Raw genomic sequence first — 23,559 nt, 5'->3', positions numbered from 1 at the left:
TCAGCGTACCGAGCGCAGGGAGCTGTTGACCCGTGGCAGCACGCGCCCCATGACTTCGGCGATGTAACTCAGGAACAGGGTGCCGACCGAGCTTTTGTAGTGCTGCGGATCACGGCTGGCGATAGCCAGGATGCCGTGAATGCCTTGGTGGCTGATCGCGACGACGGCGGTGGAGCCGATCTGCTTGCGCTGTTCTTCGCCAAACAGGAAGTCCAGTTCGTGTTCACGCAGGCTGCCGCTGACGCTTTTATCTTCCGTCAGCAAGCCGCCGATGGCCGTTTGCGCCTCGGCGTGAGTCACCCAACGCCCCACCGGCATCGGGTTGTCACCCAGCAGGATCAGGCTGACAAAAGGCACCTGAAAGTCCTGGCGCAAGCTGTCTTCGACACTGATCACCACGTCTTCCAGGCTGGTGGCATCCATCAACGCGAGAATCAGGCGGCGGGTTTTATCGAAGAGTCGGTCGTTGTCCCTGGCTACGTCCATCAAGTGCGAGAGGCGATGACGCAGTTCGATGTTGCGGTCGCGCAGAATGGCCATCTGGCGCTCGACCAGCGAAATGGTATCGCCGCGTCGGTGTGGAATGCGCATGGCCGGAAGCAGTTCTTCGTGGTCGATGAAGAAATCCGGATGAGCCTCCAGGTACGCGGCAATCGCCGCCGCCTCAAGGCTTTCGCAAGGGGCTTCGTCGGGCTGCAGGGTGGGAACCTGGGGCTTGTCGGTCATGGATTTCGCTCACTCAAAGACGCACTTGTCCTTCATATACGCGTACTGCCGGGCCGGTCATCATGACCGGTTGGCCAGGGCCTGCCCACTCAATGGACAAGCGCCCGCCAGGCAGGTCGATCAATAGCGGTGAATCCATCCACCCCTGGCTGATCGCGGCCACAGCGGCTGCACAGGCACCGGTTCCGCAGGCCTGGGTTTCCCCGGCGCCACGTTCCCAGACGCGCAACTGCGCACGACTCCGGTCAATGACCTGGAGAAAACCGACATTGACCCGCGCCGGGAAGCGCGGATGGTGTTCGATTTTCGGCCCCAGTTCATGCACCGGTGCGTTGTTGATGTCACTGATTCGCAGCACGGCATGGGGGTTGCCCATGGACACGGCGGCCAGTTCGACCGGCGTGCCATCGACATCGATCGGGTAGCTCAGTGCCTGTTCCGCGGCGATAAACGGAATGTCCGCCGGCACAAGGCGCGGTGCGCCCATGTTGACGCTGATCTGGCCGTCGCTACGCACATCGAGTTCGATGACGCCGCTTTTGGTTTCGACGCGAATCTGCCGTTTTGCGGTCAGGCGTTTGTCGAGCACGAAGCGGGCGAAACAGCGCGCACCGTTGCCGCACTGTTCCACTTCGGAGCCGTCGGAGTTGAAGATCCGATAACGGAAGTCCACATCCGGATTGCTCGGTGCTTCGACGATCAGCAACTGGTCGAAACCGATACCCGTGTGCCGATCACCCCATTGCTTGGCGTGCTTGGGCAGAATATGCGCGTGCTGGCTGACCAGGTCGAGGACCATGAAGTCATTGCCCAGGCCGTGCATTTTGGTAAAACGCAGCAGCATGGGATTACTCCGGCAGCAGGCTTTCGCCAGCAAACAACTCGGCTACCGTTTCACGGCGACGCACTTCAACTGCCTGATCACCGTCCACCAACACTTCAGCGGCGCGGCCGCGGGTGTTGTAGTTGGAACTCATGACAAACCCATAGGCGCCGGCCGAATGCACAGCCAGCAGATCGCCTTCTTCCAGGGCCAGCTCACGGTCCTTGGCCAGGAAGTCGCCGGTTTCGCAGATCGGGCCGACGATGTCGTAGGCACGCGCCGCCGTATCACGCGGGCGCACAGCGGTGACGTCCATCCAGGCCTGATACAGCGCCGGGCGGATCAAGTCGTTCATGGCCGCGTCGACGATGGCGAAGTCTTTGTGTTCGGTGTGTTTGAGGTACTCGACTTGAGTGAGCAGCACCCCGGCGTTGGCGACGATGAAGCGACCCGGTTCGAACACTAGCGCCAGGTCACGGCCATCGAGACGCTCGCGCACAGCCTTGATGTAGTCGCCAGCCAATGGCGGCTCTTCATCGCGGTAACGCACACCCAAACCACCACCGAGATCGATGTGGCGCAGGTAGATGCCGCAATCGCCGAGGCGGTCGACCAGGCCCAGCAGACGGTCGAGGGCGTCGATGAACGGGGGCAGGGTGGTCAGTTGCGAACCGATGTGGCAATCGACGCCGACGATTTCCAGGTTCGGCAGCTGCGCGGCACGGATGTACACGTCTTCGGCGTCAGCAATGGCGATGCCGAATTTGTTCTCTTTGAGACCGGTGGAAATGTACGGGTGCGTGCCAGCATCAACGTCCGGGTTCACACGCAGCGAAATCGGTGCGCGAACACCCATCTCGGCCGCAACCACTTGCAGGCGTTCCAGCTCATCAGTGGATTCGACGTTGAAGCAGTGCACGCCGACTTCCAGGGCGCGACGCATGTCGTCACGGGTCTTGCCGACACCGGAGAACACAATCTTGTCGGCGCTGCCACCAGCGGCCAGAACACGTTCCAGCTCGCCGCGGGAGACGATGTCAAAACCGGCGCCCAAACGCGCCAGGACATTCAGCACACCCAGGTTGGAGTTGGCCTTGACCGCAAAGCAAACCAGATGCGGCATGCCGGCCAGCGCATCGGCGTAAGCCAGGTACTGAGCTTCGATGTGTGCGCGGGAGTAGACGTAGGTCGGTGTGCCGAAACGTTCGGCGATGGCAGACAGGGCCACACCTTCCGCGAACAGCTCACCGCCACGGTAATTAAAAGCGTCCATGTCGTTCCCTTATTGGTAGACGTCGTGCGTGTGTGCTTTGGATGCAGGCTGCCGTTGCGACGACTTGGCCTGTTCGACAGGATCCTGGTCTTTATCAGGCAGGTACAGCGGGCCTTTTTGACCACAGGCCGATAATAAGCAGGCAAAAGCGACGAGCGAAGCGAGCGCAGCAAGGGAAGAGATCAGGCGCTTCATGGCGAAATCCTTGAAAATGCGTTAATTGCGCCGGAGTATACCGGCCACCCGACAGCTTGCCTATGCGATGGGGCTCCCGTCCGGCGGGGCTTGGCTGAGGCCTGCGGGCCTGCTCGCGAAGGCGGAGTGTCAGTCAACATAGATGTTGAATATGATGGCCTCTTCGCGAGCAGGCTCGCTCCCACAGGTTTTCTTGGTCGTTATCCTTTGCAATCACCGGGGCTCGCCCGTATCTTGCGGCGCTTGAGCGAGAACAGACACTTTTTGAGGTTGCCGCAAATGAGTTTGACCGAAGCCCGTTTTCACGATCTGGTCGATGCCACCCAGCAGACGCTGGAGGATATTTTCGACGAGTGTGACCTGGATATCGATCTGGAGAGCTCGGCCGGTGTACTCACCGTCAAGTTCGAAAACGGCAGCCAGTTGATCTTCAGTCGTCAGGAACCGCTGCGTCAGTTATGGCTGGCGGCTGTATCCGGTGGCTTCCACTTCGATTACGACGAAGAGAGCGAGCGCTGGATGTGCGACAAGAGCGAAGAGCAGTTGGGCGAAATGCTGGAGCGCATCGTCAAGCTGCAAGCTGACGTCGAACTCGATTTCGAAGGCCTGTGAGATCGTGACCCAGCCTGCGCCCGTTCGCGCGCCTAAACCGCTCTACAGCAATGTCAGCCCGGCGGTGCCTTCGCCGTGCAGTGGCGTGTGCCGTCTGGATGAGCAGAAGGTCTGCCTGGGGTGTTTTCGCCATGTCGAAGACATCCGCGAATGGCGTTCGGCGGATGATGAGCGGCGGCGGGTTATCTGTGCCCAGGCACTCCAGCGCAAATCCTGCGTCTGACGCAAAACCTTTGTACGAGCGAGCTTGCTCGCGAATGCGCTGTATCAGTCGACATCTCATTGACTGAAAAACCGCATTCACGAGCAGGCTCGCTCCCACAAGGTCCTCTCCGAGCCAGCTTACAATTTCCACCTGTCGGCACCATGGTCGCACCTGACTTGTATATTTATTGAGCTGTGATAGTGTCCAGAAACGCCTCAACCCATCGAGGCTCGTGAAAACCCCGTCTTTTTCTGGCGGGGTTTTGCTTTTTCTGTGCAGAAGAAAGGAGTCTGCCTCAATCATGACCGTACCTTCCATCACCCTTACTCGTCTGGACGTGCAACGTCTGGAGCGCCTGATCGACAGCCTGGATGACACGCTGCCGGGCGTTATCGCGCTGCAAACCGAACTGGATCGCGCCGATACCGTGGTCGGTCACGACGAAGTGCCTGCCGATGTCGTGACCATGAACTCCCGTGTGCATTGCCGTGAAGAAAGCAGTGGCAAGGACTATCACCTGACCCTGGTTTATCCCAAGGATGCCAACGCCGACGAAGGCCTGATTTCCATTCTGGCGCCGGTCGGCAGTGCACTGCTGGGTCTCAAGGTGGGTCAGCACATCGACTGGCCGGCACCGGGCGGCAAGACCCTCAAGCTGACGTTGCTGGAAGTCGAATCACAACCTGCCCTTGGCGGCCACTTCCCGGAATAACGCCCCTCAGACCTGTTCGAGCGCCTCGTTCAACGAGCGCTCCAGGTCGGCCTTGTAGCGCAGGTACAGATTGCTGGAGCTCTGACTGTCACCGAGCAGGCCCGAAAGGTCCAGGTCGGTGATGTAGCAGCGATAGCGTTCGGTTTCGTGACGTTGCTCGACGATTTCTTGCGCGACCACGCTGAACAGTCGGTCGCTATGTTCCAGCTCTGAAAACTCTCGCTGATTGCAATACAACGTTACCTGCACCCTGTCCGGCGCGGCTTTGCCGATGATTGCCTGTACGTCGTAGAAAGGTTTGTTGACCGGCGTTTGCGGCGCAGGACGCGCTTCGACCCGGCGCGCCCGCCCGGGGCCGGACGGCAGCAGTTGGTAGTACCGCGTGTCCAGGCTCAGGGGCTGCGCGGCGTCCATCGGCAACAAGGCGTCGCGCCGGTACTGGATCGATTGCAGGAAACGCTGCAGCGGCACCAACAGACTTTGTTCGTCGTGATAGGGCAAGCGTTGCTGCCACAGCGCATTGAATTCATCCAGAACGTAGAGGTCGGCCTGATCCTCGTTGATTCTGTAGAACACCTGAATGCACTCGGGCTGGCCCATCGGCAGGATCAGCGCGAGGTCGTGGTCTTCCAGCGCCATTGGGTCCAGGTGCAGCGGGCTGTACCCGGCCAGTTCCTCCCCCAGGTAATCGATCAGCGCCGGCAAGGTGGCGATGGCGACGTGATGAACCTGGCCCGGCACCAATTCCAGCACGTGAAAATGCTGTTGGACCTGGATCAGGTAGCGGTGATTGAGGTTGCTCAGCAGCAGGTTCTGCGCGGTGTCGATCACCTCTTCAACCCGTCGGGCAATGAACTGCGCACGGTTATGGCAGAAACAACGAACCCGTAGTTTGGGTTGCTGTGGCCCGCTCGACAGGTTGTTGAGGTAAGCGCGCAGGCAGTCGAGCAAAGCGTGAGGGCCGTCATAGCGGCTGACCAGCACTTCGTTCCAGCTGTTGAGCGTGACCTGGTCCAGGGTCAGCACGAGGTTCTCGCGGACCCCGGCATAGCTCAGGGAGTCGGTGCGCTCGGTGGTCATCAGGATGTTCAAGTCGCGATGGTGCTTGAGCGGATCGACGCCAACGTTCACCAGAATCAGCACCTCGTTTGGTACGCTGGCGCGCAGCAACGGCTCCTCTGCGACGGTGGACAGGGGCAGGGCGATAGTCTGTTGCAGGCTGCCGAGCAGGTTAAACAGTTCGAACTCGCTCAGGTCGCTGGCGCCAGGGTGCAGTGCGATCCGCGTGCTGCTGTCGATCACGCCATTGCGGTGACACCAGCTCAGGAGCTCCAGTAATTGGCGGCTGCGCTTGATCGGCGCGAAATGCTCCCACTCCTGAGCGGTCAGGCTGCCGTTGTACAAACCCCACTGACTTTGCCCCGGCTCTTTCTTGTTGGACGCCTGCACCAGTGTCAGCGTGTCTTCGGCCAAGTCCGGGGCAATGCCCGGGTTGATAAATTCGACCTTGTCGGCCTTGCGCTCAAAGGCCGCATACAGCCTTCGACCCAACACGTTGAGGTCGCGTTTGTTGATCAGGCTGACGGTGTGTTCAGTGCGCGCGAATTGGGTCAGGAAGCGATAGCTGTAGTTCAGCTCGTTGACCAGGGCACGGCGTTCAGCGCTGACCTGGCGGACTTTCCATTGGCTGCGGCTATCGAGCAGCGCCAGTTGCCGCTGATCCCAGCTCCATTCCTGAGCCAGCCGCTCGAGCAGTGAACGTTGCCAGCTTTGAGTGCGGCTGTTGCCGGTGAGTTTGCGATTGACCTTCAGGTACAGCGCGCGGCGCACCAATTCCAGCCGTTCCGGTTCGCCCCGAGCCTTGAGGTATTCCTCGATGCGCCGGTAGACCACGATGTAAGGGTCCAGCTCGTCGAGATCCAGTTGATTGGCGAATACGGCTTGCTTGAAACGCAGGCTCAGGCAATGAACCTTGGGGTGTTCGCTGGCATAGACCTCGGTCAGCAGCAGCTTAAGCACCGACTTGTAGGGTGACTCGATGCCCTTGAACAACTGCCAGAGCCCGGCGCCGATGAATTCACCGGGAGGGATGTAGGCCAGATGCCCCAGGTCCAGGCTTTCATCGGCTCGAATGAAGCGTTTGGACAGGAGCGTGTGGGTGTACCGGTCGTAGGCTGATTCTTCGTAGACCGGCACTAGCCACCAGATGGGAGTGCGGCCCGCCAGCCAAATGGCGGTGCGGTAGAACTCGTCCAGCAGCAGGTAATGCTGGGTGGTGCCGCAGTCTTCGGAACTCAACTGGGTATCGCGTTCGCCGAGCACGAAGCGTGTTGGGTCGATCAGGAAGAAATGCGCCTCGGCACCCTGAGTGGCGGCCCAGCCTTCCAGCAGCTGGCACTTTTTACGCAGCTCGGCGAGTTCGCTTTCGCCTAGGTCCGGCGCATGACAGACCCAAACGTCCATGTCGCTTTGATCTGCTTGAGCCAGCGTGCCAAGGCTGCCCATCAGGAACAGCCCGTGGATCGGTCGTGGCGGATTGCTGCCGTGGCGTGGTTTGTAAGAGAACGAGCGAGTCAGGCGTTGCGCTTCAGCGAGGGTATTGGCATCAGGCTCGAAGTTCGACAGCCCAGCCGGCGTGCTGCCGGAAACATACCCCGGCAATAACGGATGATTAACGTGGAAAAACAGCGGTAGTAGTGTCAGCACTGTTTGCTGGCGGGTCGACAATCCTTCCATGGCCCGGGCCATGCGACCTTCGTTGAGCTTTAGAAAACGTGCACGTAGTTGGCTGAGAACCTTGCGGTCGATTCCCTCGTCCAGATCGGGGCGGATTTCATGGGTGCGGGTCATGTCAGCTCAAACCGGCTCGCGAGGCTCGGAAGTGGGGTCGGCGGATGAGGGGGTAGTTTAGCGCCTCGGGCCTGCCACTCTTAAGCTGATATTTGTTTTTTGACGTCAGGTTTCTATCGCGCGGGTACGGACGGTCACGGAGTAGGCCCGCGGAAATCCCGATTGCAGGGGTTTCCGTGGGCGATGTGATGATCTTCAGGCTGTTTCTTCGACGCTCAGTATGGTCAGCACCGTTTGCACATTTTGCGCGGCGTCACGCCCCAGGCTGGTCAAGTAACCGCCATCGGGCTGGTCGATCAGTTCTTTTTCAAACAAGCGTTGGGCAGCGGCAATGGCTTTCGGGGCCGCGGTCTGATGAATTTTCAAACCTTCCTGGGAACTGTCCAGGTTGAAGAGTGCGAGGATTTCCAGTTCGGCAACCAACTCAGGGGTAAGCGACATAAGGACTCCAGACTTTCTAGGAATTGGACGACAGCGTCCCTAAGGTGAGCCCACTTGTGCGGCATGTCCAGTGCCTGCATCAGGGTTTTTTCACCTCGGGAAGCATTCCCCGGCGGGTGGTGCGGCAGCGGGGTGGGTACCAGTGTAGTCAGGGTATGGGGGAAGGCGGGATTGATGGGTGACAAATTGTGTAGGAGCGGATTGCCCGCTCCCGTACGGTGTTCGCTTACTTCTTTTCCGGCGGCAATTCCGGCAGTGCGCGCAGTGCTGTTTCGTACCATTCGGTATTGAATGCGCGGTCCTCTTCGAGGATCGCGTCGATTTCTACCGCCAACACGTGCGCCATCAAATTGAGGATTTCTTCACGCTCGTAACCGACCAGCGTCAACTTGTTGAAGGTCGCCTTGGCCGCAGGCGGGTTGTCACTTTCGATCTGGTTTTCGATGGCTTCGATCAGAGTGTTTTCGGCGAACTCTTCTTCGTCGATTTCGTCGTTGTTGATGCCGGGGGTTGGCTCGCTCATGGCAGGCTCCTCAAGTTAAGGCGGCCAGTTTACCCGCATTCAGGGCTGTGATGCTGCTGGCGAGATTTGCCCTGACGTTCTATAAAACAGGACTGCCAACCCCGCACGGCCTGGAGGCTTTGTGATGCTCAAGCTTTATGGATTTTCTGTCAGCAACTACTACAACATGGTGAAACTGGCGCTGCTCGAGAAGGGACTGCCATTTGAAGAGGTGCCGTTTTATGGCGGCACCAGCCCGGAAGCATTGGCTATCAGTCCGCGCGGCAAAGTACCGGTGCTGTACACCGAGCAAGGTTTTATCAATGAGACGGCGGTGATTCTCGAGTACATCGAGCAGAGCCAGAAAGGCACGCAGCTATTACCCAGCGATCCTTTCGAGCGCGCACAGGTGCTGGCGCTGGCCAAGGAAATCGAGCTGTACATCGAACTGCCGGGCCGCATGTGCTACGGCGAGGCGTTTTTTGGCATGCAGGTGCCGGAGGCGATCAAGGAGAGGACCAAGTCCGAGTTGCTGCTGGGGTTCGCCTCGCTGGCGCGGCACGGCAAGTTCGCCCCTTATGTGGCGGGGGACAGTCTGAGCATTGCCGACGTTTATTTCTTGTATAGCGTGCCCTTGGCGTGTGCTGTAGGGAAGAAACTGTTTGGCCTGGATTTGTTGGCCGAGATGCCGGCGGCCAAGGTGCTGTTGGAGCGTTTGGGAGAGAATCCGAATGTGCAACGGATTGCGGCGGACAGGGAGGCGGCGATGCCAGCCTTTATGGCGATGATCGCGTCCAAAAAGTAGGTTTTGTAGCGTTCTGAAGTCAGTCATCGCGAGCAGGCTCGCTCCCACAGTGAAAAGTGTTGAACACACCGGACCCTGTGGGAGCGAGCCTGCTCGCGAAGCTTTTAGCGGCTGGCGAGCAGTGCCTGGCCGCGAACCACTGCCAGCTTGACCTGCGCCGGCGCGGTACCGCCGATATGGTTGCGCGCATTGACCGAGCCTTCCAGGGTCAGCACGGCAAACACGTCCTGATCAATCTGGTCGCTGAATTTGCGCAGCTCTTCCAGGCTCATTTCCGCCAGGTCCTTACCGCTCTCCACGCCGTACTTCACGGCATGACCAACGATTTCGTGGCAGTCACGGAACGGCAGGCCACGGCGCACCAGGTAATCGGCCAGGTCGGTGGCGGTGGAGAAACCACGCAGCGCTGCTTCGCGCATCATGGCGTGCTTGGGTTTGATCGCCGGGATCATGTCGGCAAAGGCGCGCAACGAGTCGCGCAGGGTGTCGGCGGCGTCGAACAGCGGCTCTTTGTCTTCCTGGTTGTCCTTGTTGTAGGCCAACGGCTGGCCCTTCATCAAGGTCAGCAAGCCCATCAGCGCGCCAAAGACGCGACCGGACTTGCCACGAACCAGTTCCGGCACGTCGGGGTTTTTCTTTTGCGGCATGATCGAGCTGCCGGTACAGAAGCGGTCTGGCAGATCGATGAACTGGAACTGCGCGCTGGTCCACAGCACCAACTCTTCGGAGAAGCGCGACAGGTGCATCATCGCGATGCTTGCCGCCGAGCAGAACTCGATGGCGAAGTCACGATCGGACACGTTGTCCAGTGAGTTGCCGCCAACGGAGTCGAAGCCCAGTAGCTGCGCAGTGTATTCTCGATCGATTGGGTAGGTGGTGCCGGCCAGCGCGGCGCTGCCCAATGGCATGCGGTTGGTGCGCTTGCGGCAGTCGACCAGACGCTCGTAGTCGCGGCTGAGCATTTCAAACCAGGCCAGCATGTGGTGCCCGAAAGTCACGGGCTGTGCGGTTTGCAGGTGAGTGAAGCCGGGCATGATGCTGCCGGCTTCGCGCTCGGCCTGCTCCAGCAAGCCTTTTTGCAGTCGGGTAACTTCGCCCAGGATCAAGTCGATCTCATCGCGCAGCCACAGGCGGATATCGGTGGCGACCTGGTCGTTACGGCTACGGCCGGTGTGCAGCTTTTTACCGGTGACGCCGATGCGGTCGGTCAGGCGTGCCTCGATGTTCATGTGCACGTCTTCGAGGTCGATGCGCCAGTCGAACTGACCGGCCTCGATTTCACCCTGAATGGTGTTCAGGCCATCGATGATGCTGTCGCGCTCGGCATCGGTCAGCACGCCGACCTTGGCCAGCATGGTGGCGTGGGCGATCGAGCCCATGATGTCGTGGCGATACAGGCGCTGGTCGAAAGTGACGGAGGCGGTGAAGCGGGCGACGAAGGCGTCGACGGGTTCACTGAAGCGGCCGCCCCAGGACTGATTGGTCTTGTCAGTGCTCATGAATTCGCTCGTATCGGCTGGAGAAAAGTGACGTTGAAAGCTGTCGCGGATAATAACAGGGTTGCCAATCCTGTCGCTGACACTGGTCGATACGTTTTTTCTTAAACCGCGGTCCATACTCAAGGTGAGCCTTTGCGAAATTGCGCAACGATATTTGTCAATTGAGCAATATCGTCCCGGCAACCGTCTACAGTTGGACAGTAGTATCCGCGCATTTCTTGACGCGCTAACCGACTATAAAAATAGAGGGTGTTCATATTGTGTATCGACAAACCCTACGGGAATCCCTCGCCAACGCGGGCCAGAGCCTTCAATCAAGCGGCAGTTGAAAATTTAGCCGCCGATTTCGCGGCACTTTTTGGCCCTCGCGCTAGTCTTAGCGTGGATCGCGGTGACGGACGTCACTTCACCTGTCTACGCTATCCTTGTGCGAGACTCACGCAGGAATCCAGCGCAATATGAATGTCCTGATCGTTGATGACGAACCCTTGGCCCGCGAGCGCCTGAGCCGAATGGTCGGTGAACTCGAGGGATACAGTGTCCTGGAGCCCAGCGCCACAAACGGCGAAGAGGCGTTGGCACTGATCGACAGCCACAAGCCGGATATCGTGCTGCTCGATATCCGCATGCCAGGCCTTGATGGCCTGCAAGTGGCTGCGCGGTTGTGCGAACGCGAAACTCCGCCCGCTGTGGTGTTTTGTTTAGGACCCGATGAATTTGCCGTGGAAGCCTTACAGGCCAGCGCCGTAGGCTATGTGGTGAAACCTGTGCGTACTGAACATCTTCACGAAGCATTAAAGAAAGCCGAGCGCCCCAACCGTCTCCAGCTCGCTGCACTGACACGCCCCGCCGCCGAAAGTGGCAGCGGTCCCCGTAGCCACATCAGCGCGCGAACCCGCAAGGGTATCGAGCTGATACCGTTGGATCAGGTGGTGTACTTCATTGCCGATCACAAATACGTAACCCTGCGCCACGAAGGCGGCGAAGTGCTGCTGGATGAACCGCTCAAGGCCCTTGAGGATGAGTTTGGCGAAAGATTCGTGCGTATCCACCGCAACGCTCTGGTCGCCCGCGATCGCATAGAACGCCTGCAACGCACGCCTTTGGGGCATTTCCAGCTGTTCCTTAAAGGCTTGAACGGTGATGCATTGATCGTCAGCCGGCGCCATGTGGCCGGTGTACGCAAGATGATGCAGCAGCTTTAAGCCGCCATTCACCGGCGAACTTCACACCCGCTTGCAGGATTTCAAGGCCAGGGAGGCCACGCAGTTTCTGATACAAGTCAAAGTGGATTTGGCTGAGCTGTTATTATCCGCCGTATCTATTCAGTACGGATTGATCCATGTCCACTCGCGAAATCCGCATCGCCACCCGCAAAAGTGCCCTGGCCCTATGGCAGGCCGAGTACGTCAAAGCCCGTCTGGAAGAGGCCCATCCCGGTCTGCTCGTGACATTGGTGCCCATGGTCAGTCGCGGCGACAAGCTGCTGGACTCGCCACTGTCGAAAATCGGCGGTAAGGGCCTGTTCGTCAAAGAATTGGAAACCGCGCTGCTGGACAATGAAGCCGACATCGCTGTGCACTCCATGAAAGACGTGCCGATGGACTTCCCCGAAGGCCTTGGCCTGTTTTGCATCTGCGAGCGTGAAGACCCGCGCGATGCTTTCGTCTCCAACACCTACGCCAGTCTGGATGAGTTGCCGCCAGGCAGCATCGTCGGCACCTCCAGCCTGCGCCGTCAGGCACAGTTGCTGACCCGCCGTCCGGATTTGGAGATCCGCTTCCTGCGCGGCAACGTCAATACGCGCCTGGCCAAGCTCGATGCCGGTGAATACGACGCCATTATCCTTGCCGCCGCTGGCCTGATTCGTCTGGGCTTCGAAGACCGTATTACCTCGGCAATCAGTGTTGATGACAGCTTGCCGGCGGGTGGTCAGGGCGCGGTGGGTATCGAATGCCGCACGGCGGACAGCGAAATTCATGCCTTGTTGGCGCCATTGCATCATCAGGACACCGCCACTCGCGTGACAGCCGAACGTGCACTTAACAAACATTTGAATGGCGGCTGCCAAGTGCCGATCGCCTGCTATGCCGTGCTCGAAGGCGAACAGATCTGGTTGCGTGGTCTGGTCGGTGATCCCAGTGGTGGTCTGTTGCTCAGTGCTGAGGCCCGCGCGCCACGCGCCGATGCCGAGTCCTTGGGCATACAAGTGGCCGAAGACCTTTTGAGCCAGGGCGCTGGCGATATTCTGAAAGCGGTGTATGGCGAGGCAGGTCACGAGTGACAGGTTGGCGCTTGCTGCTGACACGCCCTGCGGATGAGTCCGCGGTGCTGAGCGATATTCTTGCGCAAGCGGGGATTTTCAGCAGCAGCTTGCCGCTTTTGGAAATCGAGCCGATTCCAGTCTCTGACACAATGTGCGCTGCGATTCAGAAGCTGGATCGTTTTTGCGCGGTGATCGTGGTCAGTAAACCCGCGGCCAGAATCGGCGTCGAGCTGGTCAGCCGGTATTGGCCGCACCCCCCTGCGCTGAAGTGGTTCAGTGTGGGCGCCGCCACCGCGCAAATCCTTGACGACGGCGGGCTCGACGTGACCTGTCCGGCCGAAGGTGATGACAGCGAAGCATTGCTTGAGCTTGCGCAGTTGCGCGAGGCTATTACGCGGCCCGATCCGCGAGTGTTGATCATGCGCGGGGAGGGCGGGCGCGAACTCCTGGCTGAGCGTTTGCGCGGCCTTGGTGCTAGTGTCGAGTATCTGGAGTTGTACCGTCGCGGCCTGCCTCACTACCCGCAGGCCGCACTGCCTGACCGGATCGAAGCGGAACGCTTGAACGGGCTGGTGGTCAGCAGTGGGCAAGGTTTTGAGCACCTGCATCAATTGGCCGGCGCTGCCTGGCCACAATTGGCGCAGTTGCCGTTGTTTGTTCCAAGCCCAAGGGTCGCCGAGCTGGCACGTGCCGCCGGGGCCCAAACAGTTGTGGATTGTCGCGGCGCCAGCGCCACGGCATTGCTGACGGCGTTGCGGGAGCATCCCGAGCCCGTTCTCTAATGCAAAGGATGGATACGTGAGCGAAACTGCCTTGCCTAAAGATGACGTCCAGCCAGTGCTCGATGCACGGGTTGAAACTCCGGATGAAACTGCGCCCCCAGCCGCCGTGCAGCACCGAGGCAATGGGCTGGCAATCGTCGCGCTGTTGCTCGGCGCTGCCGGTGTTGTGGTGGGTGGTTGGGGTGTCTGGCAGACGCGCCACCTACAGGCCAATAACCAACAGCAACTGGCACAGGTGCAGGCGCTGAACGATCAGGCACAAAACCTCAAACTCAATGAGCAGCGCATCAGCGCGCGCCTGGAGCAGTTGCCTGCCGTTGATGAGCTGGAAGCGCGCGCCCGTCTGGTGACGCAGTTGCAGGGCGATCAACAGCGCCTGAATCAGCGTTTGGAAACCGTTCTCGGCGCCAGCCGCAAAGACTGGCGTCTGGCCGAGGCCGAGCACTTGCTGCGTCTGGCCAGCCTGCGCCTCTCTGCATTGCAGGACATCAGCAGCGCTCAGGCGTTGGTGCAAGGTGCCGACGAAATTCTTCGTGAGCAGAATGATCCGGGGTCCTTTGCCGCTCGCGAGCAAGTGGCCAAAACCCTGGTGGCATTGCGCAGCACCGAGCAGCCGGATCGCACTGGACTGTTCTTGCGACTGGGCGCTCTGCGTGATCAGGTGATCGACCTCACCGAGCTGGCGCCCGAGTACAAGGACCGGGGTGATTCGCTGCTTGGCCTGACCGCCGATGGCGACGGTGCCAGTCGTTGGGCGCAGTGGTGGGATCAGATCTCTCACTACATCCGCATCGACTTCAACGCTGACAAAAATGTTCGGCCACTGTTGGCCGGGCAGAGCCTGAGTCAGGTGCGTCTTGCCCTGAGCCTGGCACTGGAGCAGGCGCAATGGGCCGCGCTCAATGGCCAGGCAGCGGTTTACACCCAGGCACTGGCAGAGGCGCGAGATGTGTTGACCGGCAACTTCAACCCGGACAATCCCCAGAGCAAAGTGATGCTCGAGCAGGTGGGTGAATTGAGCAAACAGCGGGTCACGGTCGTTACGCCGGATCTGACCGCCACGCTGAGCGCGGTCCAGGGTTATCTGGAGCGGCGTAATGTCAATGCTGAAGACTCGATCAAACCGATGGCGAAACCGGCCGCAGGTACCGTCCAGGAGGCAACGCCATGAAACGCCTCTATGTGATCGTGTTCCTGGTGATCGCCGCTGCTGCTGCGCTGGGATTGGCGATTGCCGAGCATGCCGGTTACGTGCTGATCGCCTACAAGAGCTTTCGTTACGAGTCGAGCCTGTGGGCGACCCTGGCGTTGGTCGCGGTATTGTGGCTGGTGTTCTGGGGTATCAAGGTGTTGGTTGAACTGGTGATGACCTCCAGCGGCGTGGTCAATCCCTGGTCGCGCCGTAATCGCAGCCGTCGGGTGCAGGTGGCAATCGAGCACGGTCAGCTGGATTTGGCTGAAGGTCGCTGGGCGAGTGCGCAGCGACATTTGCAACGGGCTGCCGAAGCCGAGCGCCAGCCATTGCTCTATTACCTGGGCGCTGCTCGTGCCGCAAACGAACAAGGTCATTACGAAGAATGCGACAACTTGCTGGAGCGTGCCCTCGAGCGCCAGCCGCAGGCTGAATTGGCGATTGCCTTGAATCACGCCCAATTGCAGACGGACCGTGGCGATACTGAAAGCGCCTTGGCAACCCTTCAGGTCATGCATGAACGTCATCCCCATAACGCCCAGATGTTGCGCCAGTTGCAGCGCCTGCTTCAGCAGCGTGGTGACTGGTCGGCGGTGATTCGCCTGTTGCCCGAGCTGCGCAAGGATAAAGTCCTGCCGCCCGCCGAACTGGCCGAACTGGAGCGCCGTGCGTGGGGTGAAAACCTGTCTGTGGCGGCGCATCAGGAAGAGGACGGCAAGGTCGGTCTGCAATCGCTGGGTCGCGCCTGGCAGCAACTCACTGCGGCTCAGCGTCAGGAACCTCAACTGGTGCTGGCCTATGCCGAGCAGCTGCGGCAGCTGGGTGCGCAGATCGAAGCGGAAGAGGTGTTGCGTACGGCCCTCAAGCGCAATTACGACAGCCATCTGGCGCGTCTGTATGGGCTGGTTCGCGGCAGCGATCCGGCTCGCCAGCTACAGACTGCAGAGGGCTGGCTCAAAGGTCATCCGGGCGACCCAAGCCTGTTGCTGACATTGGGCCGCTTGTGTTTGCAAAACAGTTTGTGGGGCAAGGCGCGAGATTATCTGGAAAGCAGTCTGCGGGTTCAGCGCAATCCGGAAGCCTGTGCAGAGTTGGCGCGATTGCTGGCGCAACTGGGTGACACTGAACGCAGTAATCAGCTGTTTCAGGAAGGCCTGGGCATGCTCGATGAGCGCCTGCTGGCGGCACCGCTTCCGGCGCTGGCTCACGCGTGAAGCGGGTCAGTAGCAACTGGCGCAGCCGGACACAGGCTTCGTCAGCGGCTACAGGGGCGGGAGCGGTTCTCTGGCGCGATACGGTCGTTCGAAATTCGTCGCTTGTTTAGCTTTGTAGTCCCTGGTCGGCAGAGTCCTACAAGGGACTACATCAATTCCTCTCGGTGCTGTCGGGAATTCCCTACACTTCTGGTGAAGTGTCCGTGCCGGCCTGCCTTGAAAGGCTGGCGCGCTTTCCTCTACCGTAACCACCTGTCTCTACTGGTACGGAAATGCCATGTCTTTGGCCTGCTCACGCTCCTTGTTTTTCATGATGTTCATTACAGGTTCCCTGGCCTTGGGTGTTTCCTTTTACCTGGAATATTCGGTCGGGCTCAGACCCTGCGGCTTGTGCCTTTTGCAGCGGTTTTGCCTGGCGTTGCTAACGGGTATCTGCTTGACAGCCTCCGTGCAGGGGCCCAAGCGTTTTGGATCATTCCTGTATTGGTTGCTCGGCTTTTTCTGCAGCCTCGCGGGCACGATTACGGCGTGGCGGCAGATTTTGTTGCAGGGTGATCCTTTGCATGAGTTATCGACATGCCCGCCCAACCTGGAGGCGGCGTACGAGAACATGCCTTGGTTATGCCAAGTCACGCAGATGTTTCAAGGGGACGCTGATTGCGCCGAGATTTCCTGGACGTTATTCGACCTCAGCGTTCCAGAGTGGAGTCTGTTGCTCTTTGTTGCGATGACGATTCTGGGGATTTATCAGTTGCTGCACATCGTCTGGCTTGCGTGCGAGCGACCACTCAGCGGCGAGTTGTCGCACCGGGTGCAGTTGAGCGATTAAACACTTGTATGAACTTTATCTGCTGCGTACCTTGAAGCCACAGCCGCGCGGGCATAATCTGGCCCGCACGTGTCATTGGAATTATGTTGCTCGATGGCGCTCTGCCTGACCGGTACTTGACCTTCAAGTGTGCGACAGGTGTAGGGCAGCATGACCCACAAGGGAAGAGAGATCACCATGCTCGAAAGTTGTCAGAATGCTCAGGAACGTTGGGGTGGAGTGCATCTGCTGATCGATCGTTGGTTGCAGGAACGTCACGAGCTGGTTCGAGCCTATGATGCTCTCGGCGCCAAGCCAGAGGCTCTCGGCGAGAACCGCAAGCCGTTGCAGGAATTCTGCGGCGTGCTGGTCGATTACGTGTCTGCCGGACACTTCGAGATCTACGAACAGTTGACGGGGGAGGCCAAGGCCTTTAACGACAAGCGTGGTCTGGAGCTGGCCGAGACCATCTACCCGCGCATCGATGTCATCACCGAGAAGCTGCTGGCGTTCAACGACCTGTGTGATGCAGGCGAGTGCGTCGCGGAGAAATTCAAGGAGCTGGGCGGTTTGTTGCACGAACGCTTCGAGCTGGAAGATTGCCTGATTGAAGTGTTGCACACGGCTCACAAGGAAGAGGATTCGGTTCAGGCCTGAATCTCCTTCTGTCAGCTAAAAACGGTGCGCTTTGCGCGCCGTTTTTTGTGTCCGCGATTCAGCTGGTGACGCCGCGCAATTCGACTTCGAATACCAGCGGCGTGAACGGTGCGATCAGGTCGCCGGCACCCTCCGCGCCATAGGCCTGAGACGATGGAATCACCAGGCGCCATTTTGCACCGACCGGCATGTTTTGCAGGGCGCTGCGCCAGCCGCTGATTACGCTATCGAGACTGAACCACTGCGGCTGACTATTCTGATCGAATACTGTGCCATCCGGCAGGCGCCCGACATATAAAACCTGGACCTTGCCATTTGGGCCGGCCTTGGCACCGGTACCGGGCGTCAGCTCCGTCAGCAACACACCATCCGCCAATTCGCGAACACCCGGTTTGGCTTTTTCCTCGGTGAGAAAGCGCTGCTCTTTTTCGAGTGCGGCTTCGCTTTGCGGGAGCGCCGGTTGCTCGGCGAGCTGGGCTTCATGCTCGGCCAGAATTCGCTCGATCTGTTCGTCCTTCAAGGCCAGCGGTTTGCCTTGATACGCCTGTTGCAAACCTTCCAGCAGTGCCTGAAGTTGCAGATCGGGAACCTCTTGGCGCAGGCGTTCACCGAGGCTCGCGCCTAAGCTGTAAGCAAGATCGTGAGCGTTATTTGCCAAGGTTTTTTCATCAGCCTGAGCCACCGAAAAAAACACGCACAGCGATAAAAAAAGGTAGCGCGACATGGGCACTCTCCAGCCTGAGATGCGCTGGATTATGCCAGTGTGAATGCGCACAAAGGTGAACTGGTTTTGCGCAAGCGCAGAAGATTTTCGATCTGTTGCAACGCAGCGCTTTCGATACTGTCAACATGCCCTAGCGGCGGTAGCAGCAGAGGTCTAGTATGAGCCGCACCCACGTCAGCCAGGAGGTAAACCATGTCGGCCACCAAGAAGCCTGTAAATACCCCGTTGCACTTACTCCAACAACTGTCGGGCAGCCTGCTCGAGCATTTGGAAAACGCTTGTTCACAAGCTTTGGCTGATGCTGAAAAACTGCTCGCCAAACTGGAAAAGCAGCGCGGAAAAGCACAAGAAAAATTGCACAAGTCCCGTACCAAACTGCAGGACGCCGCAGCGGCCGGCAAGGCCAAGGCACAAGCCAAAGCCAAGGGCGCGGTGAGTGAGCTTGAGGAATTGCTCGATGCCCTCAAAGATCGTCAATCCGAAACCCGCAGCTACATTCTGCAACTCAAGCGCGATGCTCAAGAAAGCCTGAAACTGGCCCAGGGCGTCGGTCGTGTAAAAGAGGCTGTCGGCAAGGCATTGTCCCTGCGTGCGGCCAAGCCTGCTGCGCCACCTGCGAAGAAAGCCGCTGCCAAACCCGCTGCTGCAAAAGCACCGGCTAAACCTGCCGCCAAGGCTCCGGTAAAAGCTGCTGTAAAACCTGCCGCTAAAACAGCTGCTGCGAAACCTGCCGCCAAGCCAGCCGCTGCGAGAACCGCTGCTGCCAAGCCCGCTGCGAAATCGCCTGCTGCCAAGCCTGCTGCAGCAAGAACAGCAGCTGCTAAACCGGCTGCTGCAAAACCTGCTGCCAAGCCAGCCGCTGCGCGAACTGCCGCTAAACCGGCTGTAAAAGCTGCTGCGAAACCCGCTGTAAAAGCTGCAGCCAAACCTGCCGCTAAACCAGCTGCCAGAACTGCTGCCGCTAAACCCGCTGCTGCCACCAAGCCAGCCTCAGCTAAACCAGCAGCCAAACCAGCAGCCAAACCTGCAGCTGCAAAACCGGCTGCAAAACCTACCGCTGCAAAACCAGCGACCAAGCCTGCAGCCAAACCTGCTGCTGCAAAACCTGCCGTTGCCAAGCCGGCCACCGCGCCAGTTGCCAAGACAGCCAACCCGGCTCCGGTAGCGACGTCTGCTTTAGCGGCAGCCACTTCGACAGCCACGCCAGCGCCAACGCCGGCCGCCGCATCGATCGCAGCAACCACCCCAACCAGCGCTTCCTAAGTGCCGGTTACCGCGACGCGCAGCTGATGCAGCGCGTCGCGGTCCAGGTTGGCGGCGCCTGCCGCCACACCTTCCAGCCAGGCCGTTAGATCGGTCGCCTCACCCTGCGGCCAACTCTGCGCCGATCGCTCCAGTCGCAACAACAGATGTCGCTCGGCCTCCGTTTCCAGCGATTTCACTTCTTCGCGCAAGTTTTGCAGGCCGGCATCTTCGGCAGCGTCGGCTTTCCATTGCATGCGCAAAGCGCGCAAGGGTTGCACGACATCTGCGTCCCAAGGCTCGGCTATATCGCGAAGCAACTGCAATCGTTGCTCGTTGCAGGTGACGCCACGTTCTCCCAGCCAAAACCCACACAGCAGCAAGCACACGTTCACACCCGCCGACTGCAAGTTCAGGCACGCCCGTTCAACGCCGCGACGGCAGTAAGTGTCAACAGAAAAGCTCCACAGGTCAGAGGACATAGTGCTACTCGCGCCAGTTGCGAGCGAAGCTGGTAGACTCCGCCGCCATTATGATTCGACTTCAGAACCTGACTTTACAGCGTGGCCCTCAACGTCTGCTAGAAGACGCTGAGCTGACCCTGCACGCCGGCCACAAAGCCGGCCTCATCGGTGCCAACGGCGCCGGCAAATCGAGCCTGTTCGCCTTGATCCGGGGCGAACTGCACCCGGACTCGGGTGACTGCTTTCTGCCGGCCGACTGGCGCATCGCCCACATGCGCCAGGAAATCGAGACGCTCGAACGCCTGGCGGTCGACTACGTGCTCGATGGCGACCTGCGCCTGCGAGAGGTGCAACGTGACCTCGCCGCAGCCGAAGCGGCGCATGACGGTGCCGCTCAGGCCCGCCTGCACGCGGAACTCGACAGCGCCGACGGTTACACCGCCGACGCTCGGGCCCGCAAACTGCTGGCCGGCCTTGGGTTCACCAATGAACAGATGGATCGCCCGGTAGGCGATTTCTCCGGTGGCTGGCGGATGCGTCTGAACCTGGCTCAGGCTTTGATGTGCCCCTCGGACCTTTTGCTGCTCGACGAACCGACCAACCACTTGGACCTCGACGCCATTATCTGGCTCGAAGAGTGGCTCAAAAGTTACCCCGGCACGTTGTTGCTGATTTCCCACGACCGAGACTTCCTCGATGCTGTGGTCGATCACGTGGCTCACGTCGATCAACGCAAGATCACGCTGTATCGCGGTGGTTATAGCGCTTTCGAACGCGCCCGCGCCGAACGTCTGGCCCAGCAACAGCAGGCTTACGAGAAGCAGCAGGCGCAACGTGCGCATATGGAAAGCTACATCGCCCGTTTCAAGGCCCAGGCTACCAAGGCCCGTCAGGCCCAGAGCCGGATCAAGGCGCTGGAACGGATGGAAGAACTGTCCGCTGCCCACGTTGATTCGCCGTTCGATTTCGTATTCCGTGAATCGCAGAAAATCTCCAGCCCGCTGATCGACCTGTCCGATGCCCGTTTGGGGTACGGCGACAAAGCCGTGCTGGAGAAGGTCAAGTTGCAACTGACCCCTGGCGCGCGCATCGGTCTGCTCGGCCCGAACGGCGCCGGCAAATCGACCCTGATCAAGAACCTCGCCGGTGAACTCGAGCCGTTGTCCGGTCGCCTGACCCGTGGCGAAAACACCGTCGTTGGCTACTTCGCCCAGCATCAATTGGACTCTCTCGACGCCAAGGCCAGCCCGTTGTTGCACTTGCAGCGTCTGGCCCCGACCGAGCGTGAGCAGACCCTGCGTGATTTCCTCGGTGGGTTTGACTTCCGGGGTGCGCGTATCGATGAGCCGGTGCTGAATTTCTCCGGTGGCGAAAAAGCCCGTCTGGCCCTGGCGTTGATCGCTTGGGATCGGCCGAACCTGCTGCTGCTCGATGAACCGACCAACCACCTGGACCTGGAAATGCGTCTGGCGCTGACCATGGCGCTACAGGAGTTCAGTGGCGCGGTTCTGGTGGTTTCCCACGATCGTCATTTGCTCAAAAGCACCACGGACAATTTCTATCTGGTGGCGGACGGCAAGGTCGAGGAATTCGACGGCGACCTGGAAGACTACGCCCGTTGGCTGGTCGATTATCGCCAGCGCAATGCGCCGGTCAACAACACGCCGGTCAATCCGGACAAGACCGACAAGAAGGCCCAGCGTCAGGCCGCAGCTGCGTTGCGTCAGCAACTGGCGCCGCACAAGCGCGAGGCAGACAAGCTGGAAGCCGAGCTGGGCAAGCTGCACGAGAAGCTGGCGAAGATCGATGCCAGCCTTGGCGACAGCGATATTTACGAGCCGGCGCGCAAGAATGATTTGCGCGATCTGCTGGCCGAACAGGCCAAGTTGAAGGTGCGTGAAGCCGAACTGGAAGAAGCCTGGATGGAAGCGCTCGAACTGCTTGAAAGCATGCAAGCGGAGCTGGAGGCGTTGTCTTGATGGAGGCGTTCAAGCTGCCGTTACCGGCGGTGTGGATCGAACCCATTTGGCTCGTCGTGCAAATCCTGCTGATTCTGCTGGCCGGTTATTTCGCCCAGCGCTTCGTTGCCAAAGGCCTGACCCGGCTGGGCGAGCGTTATCCTTTGCCGCCGCAGTTGCTGATGCCGCTGCGAGGCGGACTGCGCTGGCTGATCATGGGTAGCGCATTGATTTTCGTGCTCGAACGCCTCGGGGTGTCGGCCACTGTGCTCTGGACCGCACTGTCCGGCTTCGTCGCGGTGGCAGCGGTGGCGTTTTTCGCCATGTGGAGTGTGCTCTCCAACTTGCTGTGCGCGATCCTGATCTTCACCGTCGGCCCGTTTCGCCTCGGCGACGTGGTCGAGTTGGTGGATACGACCGACAAACCCGGCGTCAAAGGTCGGGTGGTGGCGATCAATTTGCTTTACACCACGTTGATCGAAGCGGAAGAGCTTGGCACTGGGAGTGCCATGGTTCAGGTGCCTAACAGCTTGTTCTTCCAGCGCTCGGTTCGACGCTGGCGCGGGAGTGATGTATTCCCTTCGAGCGGCTTCGAGAAATAGGTTTTACCCCTACCATTTTGGGTGCCTGATAATCCGTCTTCGCGGGCAAGCCCGCTCCCACATGATTCAGAGGTGTTCACAAATTTTGTGTCCACCGAAGATTCAATGTGGGAGCGGGCTTGCCCGCGAAGGGGTCCTGAGGCTGTAAACGCTAGTCGGCAGGCGTCGCATCTTGCAAAAAAATCGGTAGTCATCAGCCCAAAGCCGCATTAGCTTAGACGTCTGTCACGAGTCCGAGTCGAGGTGTGCAATGGAGCTTCAAACATGGGTGGCGTTTTTTGCCGCCTGCTGGGTGATCAGTCTGTCTCCCGGTGCCGGCGCCATTGCGTCGATGTCCAGCGGTTTGCAGTACGGTTTCTGGCGCGGTTACTGGAATGCCCTGGGCCTGCAATTGGGCCTGGCGGTGCAGATCGCGATTGTCGGCGCCGGTGTGGGCGCGATCCTCACGGCTTCAGCTTCTGCCTTCTATGCGATCAAATGGTTCGGCGTGGCGTACCTGGTGTACCTCGCCATCAAGCAATGGCGCGCGCTGCCCAGCGACATGAGCGATGACGCGGCCGTGCGGCAGATCGGCAAACCGATGGCGCTGGTGTTCCGTGGTTTCCTGGTCAACATCAGCAACCCCAAGGCGCTGGTGTTCATGCTTGCGGTGTTGCCGCAGTTCATTGACCCGCATGCGCCGTTGCTGGCGCAGTATCTGATCATCGGCGTGACCATGATCTGCGTCGACTTGATCGTCATGGCCGGTTACACCGGGCTGGCCTCCAAGGTGCTGCGACTGTTGCGCACACCCGAGCAGCAAAAACGCATGAACCGCACCTTTGCCGGGCTGTTCATCGGCGCGGCGGCGTTCATGGCGACGCTGCGGAAAGCCGTGGTTTAAAAGCGCTCAGCTCCAAAAAAGGCGACCCTTGAGGTCGCCTTTTTCATGTCCGAACAAGCACAGAACCTGCGGCGCTTGCGAACAAAGCTTGAGTGAAAGCCATTCAGAGGGAACAATGTATTAC

25 protein-coding genes and 1 pseudogene are annotated in these 23,559 nt (G+C 59.6%); 16 read left to right on the top strand and 10 right to left on the bottom strand.

Annotated elements, in window-relative coordinates; translation table 11 throughout:
• From AC3ISI_RS28110 to lptM, 4 genes are read right to left on the bottom strand one after another with little or no spacing between them, the layout of a single operon-like run.
• Positions 1-726, bottom strand: a complete 726-nt coding sequence (locus AC3ISI_RS28110) for a DUF484 family protein (protein ID WP_489334726.1) — start codon at positions 724-726, stop codon at positions 1-3.
• 13 nt (positions 727-739) lie between these two features.
• Positions 740-1,570 (bottom strand): diaminopimelate epimerase, encoded by an 831-nt coding sequence (gene dapF / locus AC3ISI_RS28105; protein WP_489334725.1) that lies wholly within the window; start codon positions 1,568-1,570, stop codon positions 740-742.
• Between the two features lie 4 nt (positions 1,571-1,574).
• Positions 1,575-2,822 (bottom strand): diaminopimelate decarboxylase, encoded by a 1,248-nt coding sequence (lysA, locus tag AC3ISI_RS28100; RefSeq protein ID WP_489334724.1) that lies wholly within the window; start codon positions 2,820-2,822, stop codon positions 1,575-1,577.
• A gap of 9 nt (positions 2,823-2,831) precedes the next feature.
• The gene (gene lptM, locus AC3ISI_RS28095) at positions 2,832-3,017 is read right to left on the bottom strand and encodes an LPS translocon maturation chaperone LptM (RefSeq protein WP_489334723.1); all 186 of its coding nucleotides are present in this window, start codon (positions 3,015-3,017) and stop codon (positions 2,832-2,834) included.
• Positions 3,018-3,296: 279 nt separating this feature from the next.
• Here lptM and cyaY point away from each other — a divergent pair, with 279 nt between their 5' ends.
• The 3 genes from cyaY (at position 3,297) to rnk (ending at position 4,546) form a co-directional block, all read left to right on the top strand.
• Positions 3,297-3,629, top strand: coding sequence for an iron donor protein CyaY (gene cyaY, locus AC3ISI_RS28090; protein WP_027926407.1), 333 nt, complete (start codon positions 3,297-3,299; stop codon positions 3,627-3,629).
• A 4-nt stretch (positions 3,630-3,633) separates the two neighbouring features.
• The gene (locus tag AC3ISI_RS28085; RefSeq protein WP_489334722.1) at positions 3,634-3,852 is read left to right on the top strand and encodes a DUF1289 domain-containing protein; all 219 of its coding nucleotides are present in this window, start codon (positions 3,634-3,636) and stop codon (positions 3,850-3,852) included.
• Positions 3,853-4,135: 283 nt separating this feature from the next.
• Complete coding sequence (gene rnk / locus AC3ISI_RS28080; RefSeq protein ID WP_489334721.1) at positions 4,136-4,546, top strand: nucleoside diphosphate kinase regulator; 411 nt, start codon at positions 4,136-4,138, stop codon at positions 4,544-4,546.
• Positions 4,547-4,552: 6 nt separating this feature from the next.
• Here rnk and AC3ISI_RS28075 read toward each other — a convergent pair whose 3' ends face one another.
• The 3 genes from AC3ISI_RS28075 to AC3ISI_RS28065 all read right to left on the bottom strand — a co-directional run bounded on the left by AC3ISI_RS28075 (position 4,553) and on the right by AC3ISI_RS28065 (position 8,360).
• Entirely contained in the window at positions 4,553-7,396 is a 2,844-nt protein-coding gene (locus tag AC3ISI_RS28075; RefSeq protein WP_489334720.1) for a class I adenylate cyclase, read from the bottom strand.
• A 195-nt stretch (positions 7,397-7,591) separates the two neighbouring features.
• Positions 7,592-7,837: a TIGR02647 family protein gene (locus AC3ISI_RS28070; protein WP_095164804.1), complete on the bottom strand. Its 246-nt coding sequence runs from the start codon at positions 7,835-7,837 to the stop codon at positions 7,592-7,594.
• A gap of 226 nt (positions 7,838-8,063) precedes the next feature.
• Positions 8,064-8,360, bottom strand: a complete 297-nt coding sequence (locus AC3ISI_RS28065) for a hypothetical protein (RefSeq protein ID WP_223517769.1) — start codon at positions 8,358-8,360, stop codon at positions 8,064-8,066.
• A 124-nt stretch (positions 8,361-8,484) separates the two neighbouring features.
• Between AC3ISI_RS28065 and AC3ISI_RS28060 the strand changes: the two genes are divergently transcribed.
• On the top strand, positions 8,485-9,144 hold the full coding sequence (locus AC3ISI_RS28060) for a glutathione S-transferase family protein (RefSeq protein ID WP_489334719.1): 660 nt from the start codon (positions 8,485-8,487) through the stop codon (positions 9,142-9,144).
• Between the two features lie 104 nt (positions 9,145-9,248).
• On the opposite strand, the gene argH is transcribed toward AC3ISI_RS28060, so the two are convergent.
• Positions 9,249-10,643, bottom strand: a complete 1,395-nt coding sequence (gene argH, locus AC3ISI_RS28055) for an argininosuccinate lyase (RefSeq protein WP_489334718.1) — start codon at positions 10,641-10,643, stop codon at positions 9,249-9,251.
• 345 nt (positions 10,644-10,988) lie between these two features.
• Between argH and AC3ISI_RS28050 the strand changes: the two are divergent.
• The 8 genes and pseudogenes from AC3ISI_RS28050 to rsd form a co-directional block, all read left to right on the top strand.
• A pseudogene (locus AC3ISI_RS28050) lies at positions 10,989-11,105 on the top strand (sensor histidine kinase); the annotation flags it as partial.
• Positions 11,102-11,848, top strand: a complete 747-nt coding sequence (locus tag AC3ISI_RS28045; protein ID WP_489334717.1) for a LytR/AlgR family response regulator transcription factor — start codon at positions 11,102-11,104, stop codon at positions 11,846-11,848. The pseudogene AC3ISI_RS28050 and the gene AC3ISI_RS28045, both read left to right, overlap by 4 nt.
• A gap of 137 nt (positions 11,849-11,985) precedes the next feature.
• Positions 11,986-12,927, top strand: a complete 942-nt coding sequence (hemC, locus tag AC3ISI_RS28040; RefSeq protein WP_489334716.1) for a hydroxymethylbilane synthase — start codon at positions 11,986-11,988, stop codon at positions 12,925-12,927.
• On the top strand, positions 12,924-13,691 hold the full coding sequence (locus AC3ISI_RS28035) for a uroporphyrinogen-III synthase (RefSeq protein ID WP_489334715.1): 768 nt from the start codon (positions 12,924-12,926) through the stop codon (positions 13,689-13,691). Before hemC ends, AC3ISI_RS28035 begins: the two co-directional genes overlap by 4 nt.
• A gap of 16 nt (positions 13,692-13,707) precedes the next feature.
• Positions 13,708-14,862 (top strand): uroporphyrinogen-III C-methyltransferase, encoded by a 1,155-nt coding sequence (locus AC3ISI_RS28030; protein ID WP_489334714.1) that lies wholly within the window; start codon positions 13,708-13,710, stop codon positions 14,860-14,862.
• On the top strand, positions 14,859-16,097 hold the full coding sequence (locus tag AC3ISI_RS28025; RefSeq protein ID WP_489334713.1) for a heme biosynthesis protein HemY: 1,239 nt from the start codon (positions 14,859-14,861) through the stop codon (positions 16,095-16,097). The genes AC3ISI_RS28030 and AC3ISI_RS28025 overlap by 4 nt, the downstream gene beginning before the upstream one ends.
• Before the next feature lie 277 nt (positions 16,098-16,374).
• Positions 16,375-16,926, top strand: a complete 552-nt coding sequence (locus AC3ISI_RS28020) for a disulfide bond formation protein B (protein WP_489334712.1) — start codon at positions 16,375-16,377, stop codon at positions 16,924-16,926.
• A gap of 177 nt (positions 16,927-17,103) precedes the next feature.
• Positions 17,104-17,562 (top strand): sigma D regulator, encoded by a 459-nt coding sequence (gene rsd, locus AC3ISI_RS28015; RefSeq protein WP_489337802.1) that lies wholly within the window; start codon positions 17,104-17,106, stop codon positions 17,560-17,562.
• Positions 17,563-17,620: 58 nt separating this feature from the next.
• On the opposite strand, the gene AC3ISI_RS28010 is transcribed toward rsd, so the two are convergent.
• Complete coding sequence (locus tag AC3ISI_RS28010) at positions 17,621-18,286, bottom strand: FKBP-type peptidyl-prolyl cis-trans isomerase (protein ID WP_489334711.1); 666 nt, start codon at positions 18,284-18,286, stop codon at positions 17,621-17,623.
• Between the two features lie 192 nt (positions 18,287-18,478).
• Between AC3ISI_RS28010 and AC3ISI_RS28005 the strand changes: the two genes are divergently transcribed.
• On the top strand, positions 18,479-19,549 hold the full coding sequence (locus AC3ISI_RS28005; protein ID WP_489334710.1) for an AlgP family protein: 1,071 nt from the start codon (positions 18,479-18,481) through the stop codon (positions 19,547-19,549).
• On the opposite strand, the gene AC3ISI_RS28000 is transcribed toward AC3ISI_RS28005, so the two are convergent.
• Positions 19,546-20,010, bottom strand: coding sequence for a TIGR02444 family protein (locus AC3ISI_RS28000; RefSeq protein WP_489334709.1), 465 nt, complete (start codon positions 20,008-20,010; stop codon positions 19,546-19,548). The two genes, AC3ISI_RS28005 and AC3ISI_RS28000, sit on opposite strands and share 4 nt — an antisense overlap.
• 50 nt (positions 20,011-20,060) lie before the next feature.
• Here AC3ISI_RS28000 and AC3ISI_RS27995 point away from each other — a divergent pair, with 50 nt between their 5' ends.
• The 3 genes from AC3ISI_RS27995 (at position 20,061) to AC3ISI_RS27985 (ending at position 23,435) form a co-directional block, all read left to right on the top strand.
• Positions 20,061-21,971: an ATP-binding cassette domain-containing protein gene (locus AC3ISI_RS27995; RefSeq protein WP_489334708.1), complete on the top strand. Its 1,911-nt coding sequence runs from the start codon at positions 20,061-20,063 to the stop codon at positions 21,969-21,971.
• Positions 21,971-22,552: a mechanosensitive ion channel domain-containing protein gene (locus tag AC3ISI_RS27990; RefSeq protein ID WP_489334707.1), complete on the top strand. Its 582-nt coding sequence runs from the start codon at positions 21,971-21,973 to the stop codon at positions 22,550-22,552. Before AC3ISI_RS27995 ends, AC3ISI_RS27990 begins: the two co-directional genes overlap by 1 nt.
• A gap of 250 nt (positions 22,553-22,802) precedes the next feature.
• A complete protein-coding gene (locus tag AC3ISI_RS27985) occupies positions 22,803-23,435 on the top strand; it encodes a LysE family transporter (protein ID WP_489334706.1) in 633 nt (210 codons plus the stop codon).
• The last annotated feature ends 124 nt before the right edge of the window (positions 23,436-23,559 follow it).

Source organism: Pseudomonas sp. GL_139_B, from assembly GCF_057834475.1.
Note: the sequence above shows the minus strand (reverse complement) of the source record. Positions and strands in the feature narration are given on the sequence as shown.

Coding starts and splice junctions, on each gene's coding strand:
- AC3ISI_RS28020 (WP_489334712.1), top strand. CDS start 16,375: ATGTCTTTGGCCTGCTCACGCTCCTTGTTTTTCATGATGTTCATTACA.
- AC3ISI_RS27995 (WP_489334708.1), top strand. CDS start 20,061: ATGATTCGACTTCAGAACCTGACTTTACAGCGTGGCCCTCAACGTCTG.
- AC3ISI_RS28010 (WP_489334711.1), bottom strand. CDS start 18,286: ATGTCGCGCTACCTTTTTTTATCGCTGTGCGTGTTTTTTTCGGTGGCT.
- AC3ISI_RS28065 (WP_223517769.1), bottom strand. CDS start 8,360: ATGAGCGAGCCAACCCCCGGCATCAACAACGACGAAATCGACGAAGAA.
- cyaY (WP_027926407.1), top strand. CDS start 3,297: ATGAGTTTGACCGAAGCCCGTTTTCACGATCTGGTCGATGCCACCCAG.
- AC3ISI_RS28025 (WP_489334713.1), top strand. CDS start 14,859: ATGAAACGCCTCTATGTGATCGTGTTCCTGGTGATCGCCGCTGCTGCT.
- AC3ISI_RS28005 (WP_489334710.1), top strand. CDS start 18,479: ATGTCGGCCACCAAGAAGCCTGTAAATACCCCGTTGCACTTACTCCAA.
- argH (WP_489334718.1), bottom strand. CDS start 10,643: ATGAGCACTGACAAGACCAATCAGTCCTGGGGCGGCCGCTTCAGTGAA.
- AC3ISI_RS28075 (WP_489334720.1), bottom strand. CDS start 7,396: ATGACCCGCACCCATGAAATCCGCCCCGATCTGGACGAGGGAATCGAC.
- AC3ISI_RS27990 (WP_489334707.1), top strand. CDS start 21,971: ATGGAGGCGTTCAAGCTGCCGTTACCGGCGGTGTGGATCGAACCCATT.
- AC3ISI_RS28110 (WP_489334726.1), bottom strand. CDS start 726: ATGACCGACAAGCCCCAGGTTCCCACCCTGCAGCCCGACGAAGCCCCT.
- AC3ISI_RS27985 (WP_489334706.1), top strand. CDS start 22,803: ATGGAGCTTCAAACATGGGTGGCGTTTTTTGCCGCCTGCTGGGTGATC.
- lysA (WP_489334724.1), bottom strand. CDS start 2,822: ATGGACGCTTTTAATTACCGTGGCGGTGAGCTGTTCGCGGAAGGTGTG.
- AC3ISI_RS28060 (WP_489334719.1), top strand. CDS start 8,485: ATGCTCAAGCTTTATGGATTTTCTGTCAGCAACTACTACAACATGGTG.
- dapF (WP_489334725.1), bottom strand. CDS start 1,570: ATGCTGCTGCGTTTTACCAAAATGCACGGCCTGGGCAATGACTTCATG.
- lptM (WP_489334723.1), bottom strand. CDS start 3,017: ATGAAGCGCCTGATCTCTTCCCTTGCTGCGCTCGCTTCGCTCGTCGCT.
- AC3ISI_RS28000 (WP_489334709.1), bottom strand. CDS start 20,010: ATGTCCTCTGACCTGTGGAGCTTTTCTGTTGACACTTACTGCCGTCGC.
- rnk (WP_489334721.1), top strand. CDS start 4,136: ATGACCGTACCTTCCATCACCCTTACTCGTCTGGACGTGCAACGTCTG.
- rsd (WP_489337802.1), top strand. CDS start 17,104: ATGCTCGAAAGTTGTCAGAATGCTCAGGAACGTTGGGGTGGAGTGCAT.
- AC3ISI_RS28070 (WP_095164804.1), bottom strand. CDS start 7,837: ATGTCGCTTACCCCTGAGTTGGTTGCCGAACTGGAAATCCTCGCACTC.
- AC3ISI_RS28045 (WP_489334717.1), top strand. CDS start 11,102: ATGAATGTCCTGATCGTTGATGACGAACCCTTGGCCCGCGAGCGCCTG.
- hemC (WP_489334716.1), top strand. CDS start 11,986: ATGTCCACTCGCGAAATCCGCATCGCCACCCGCAAAAGTGCCCTGGCC.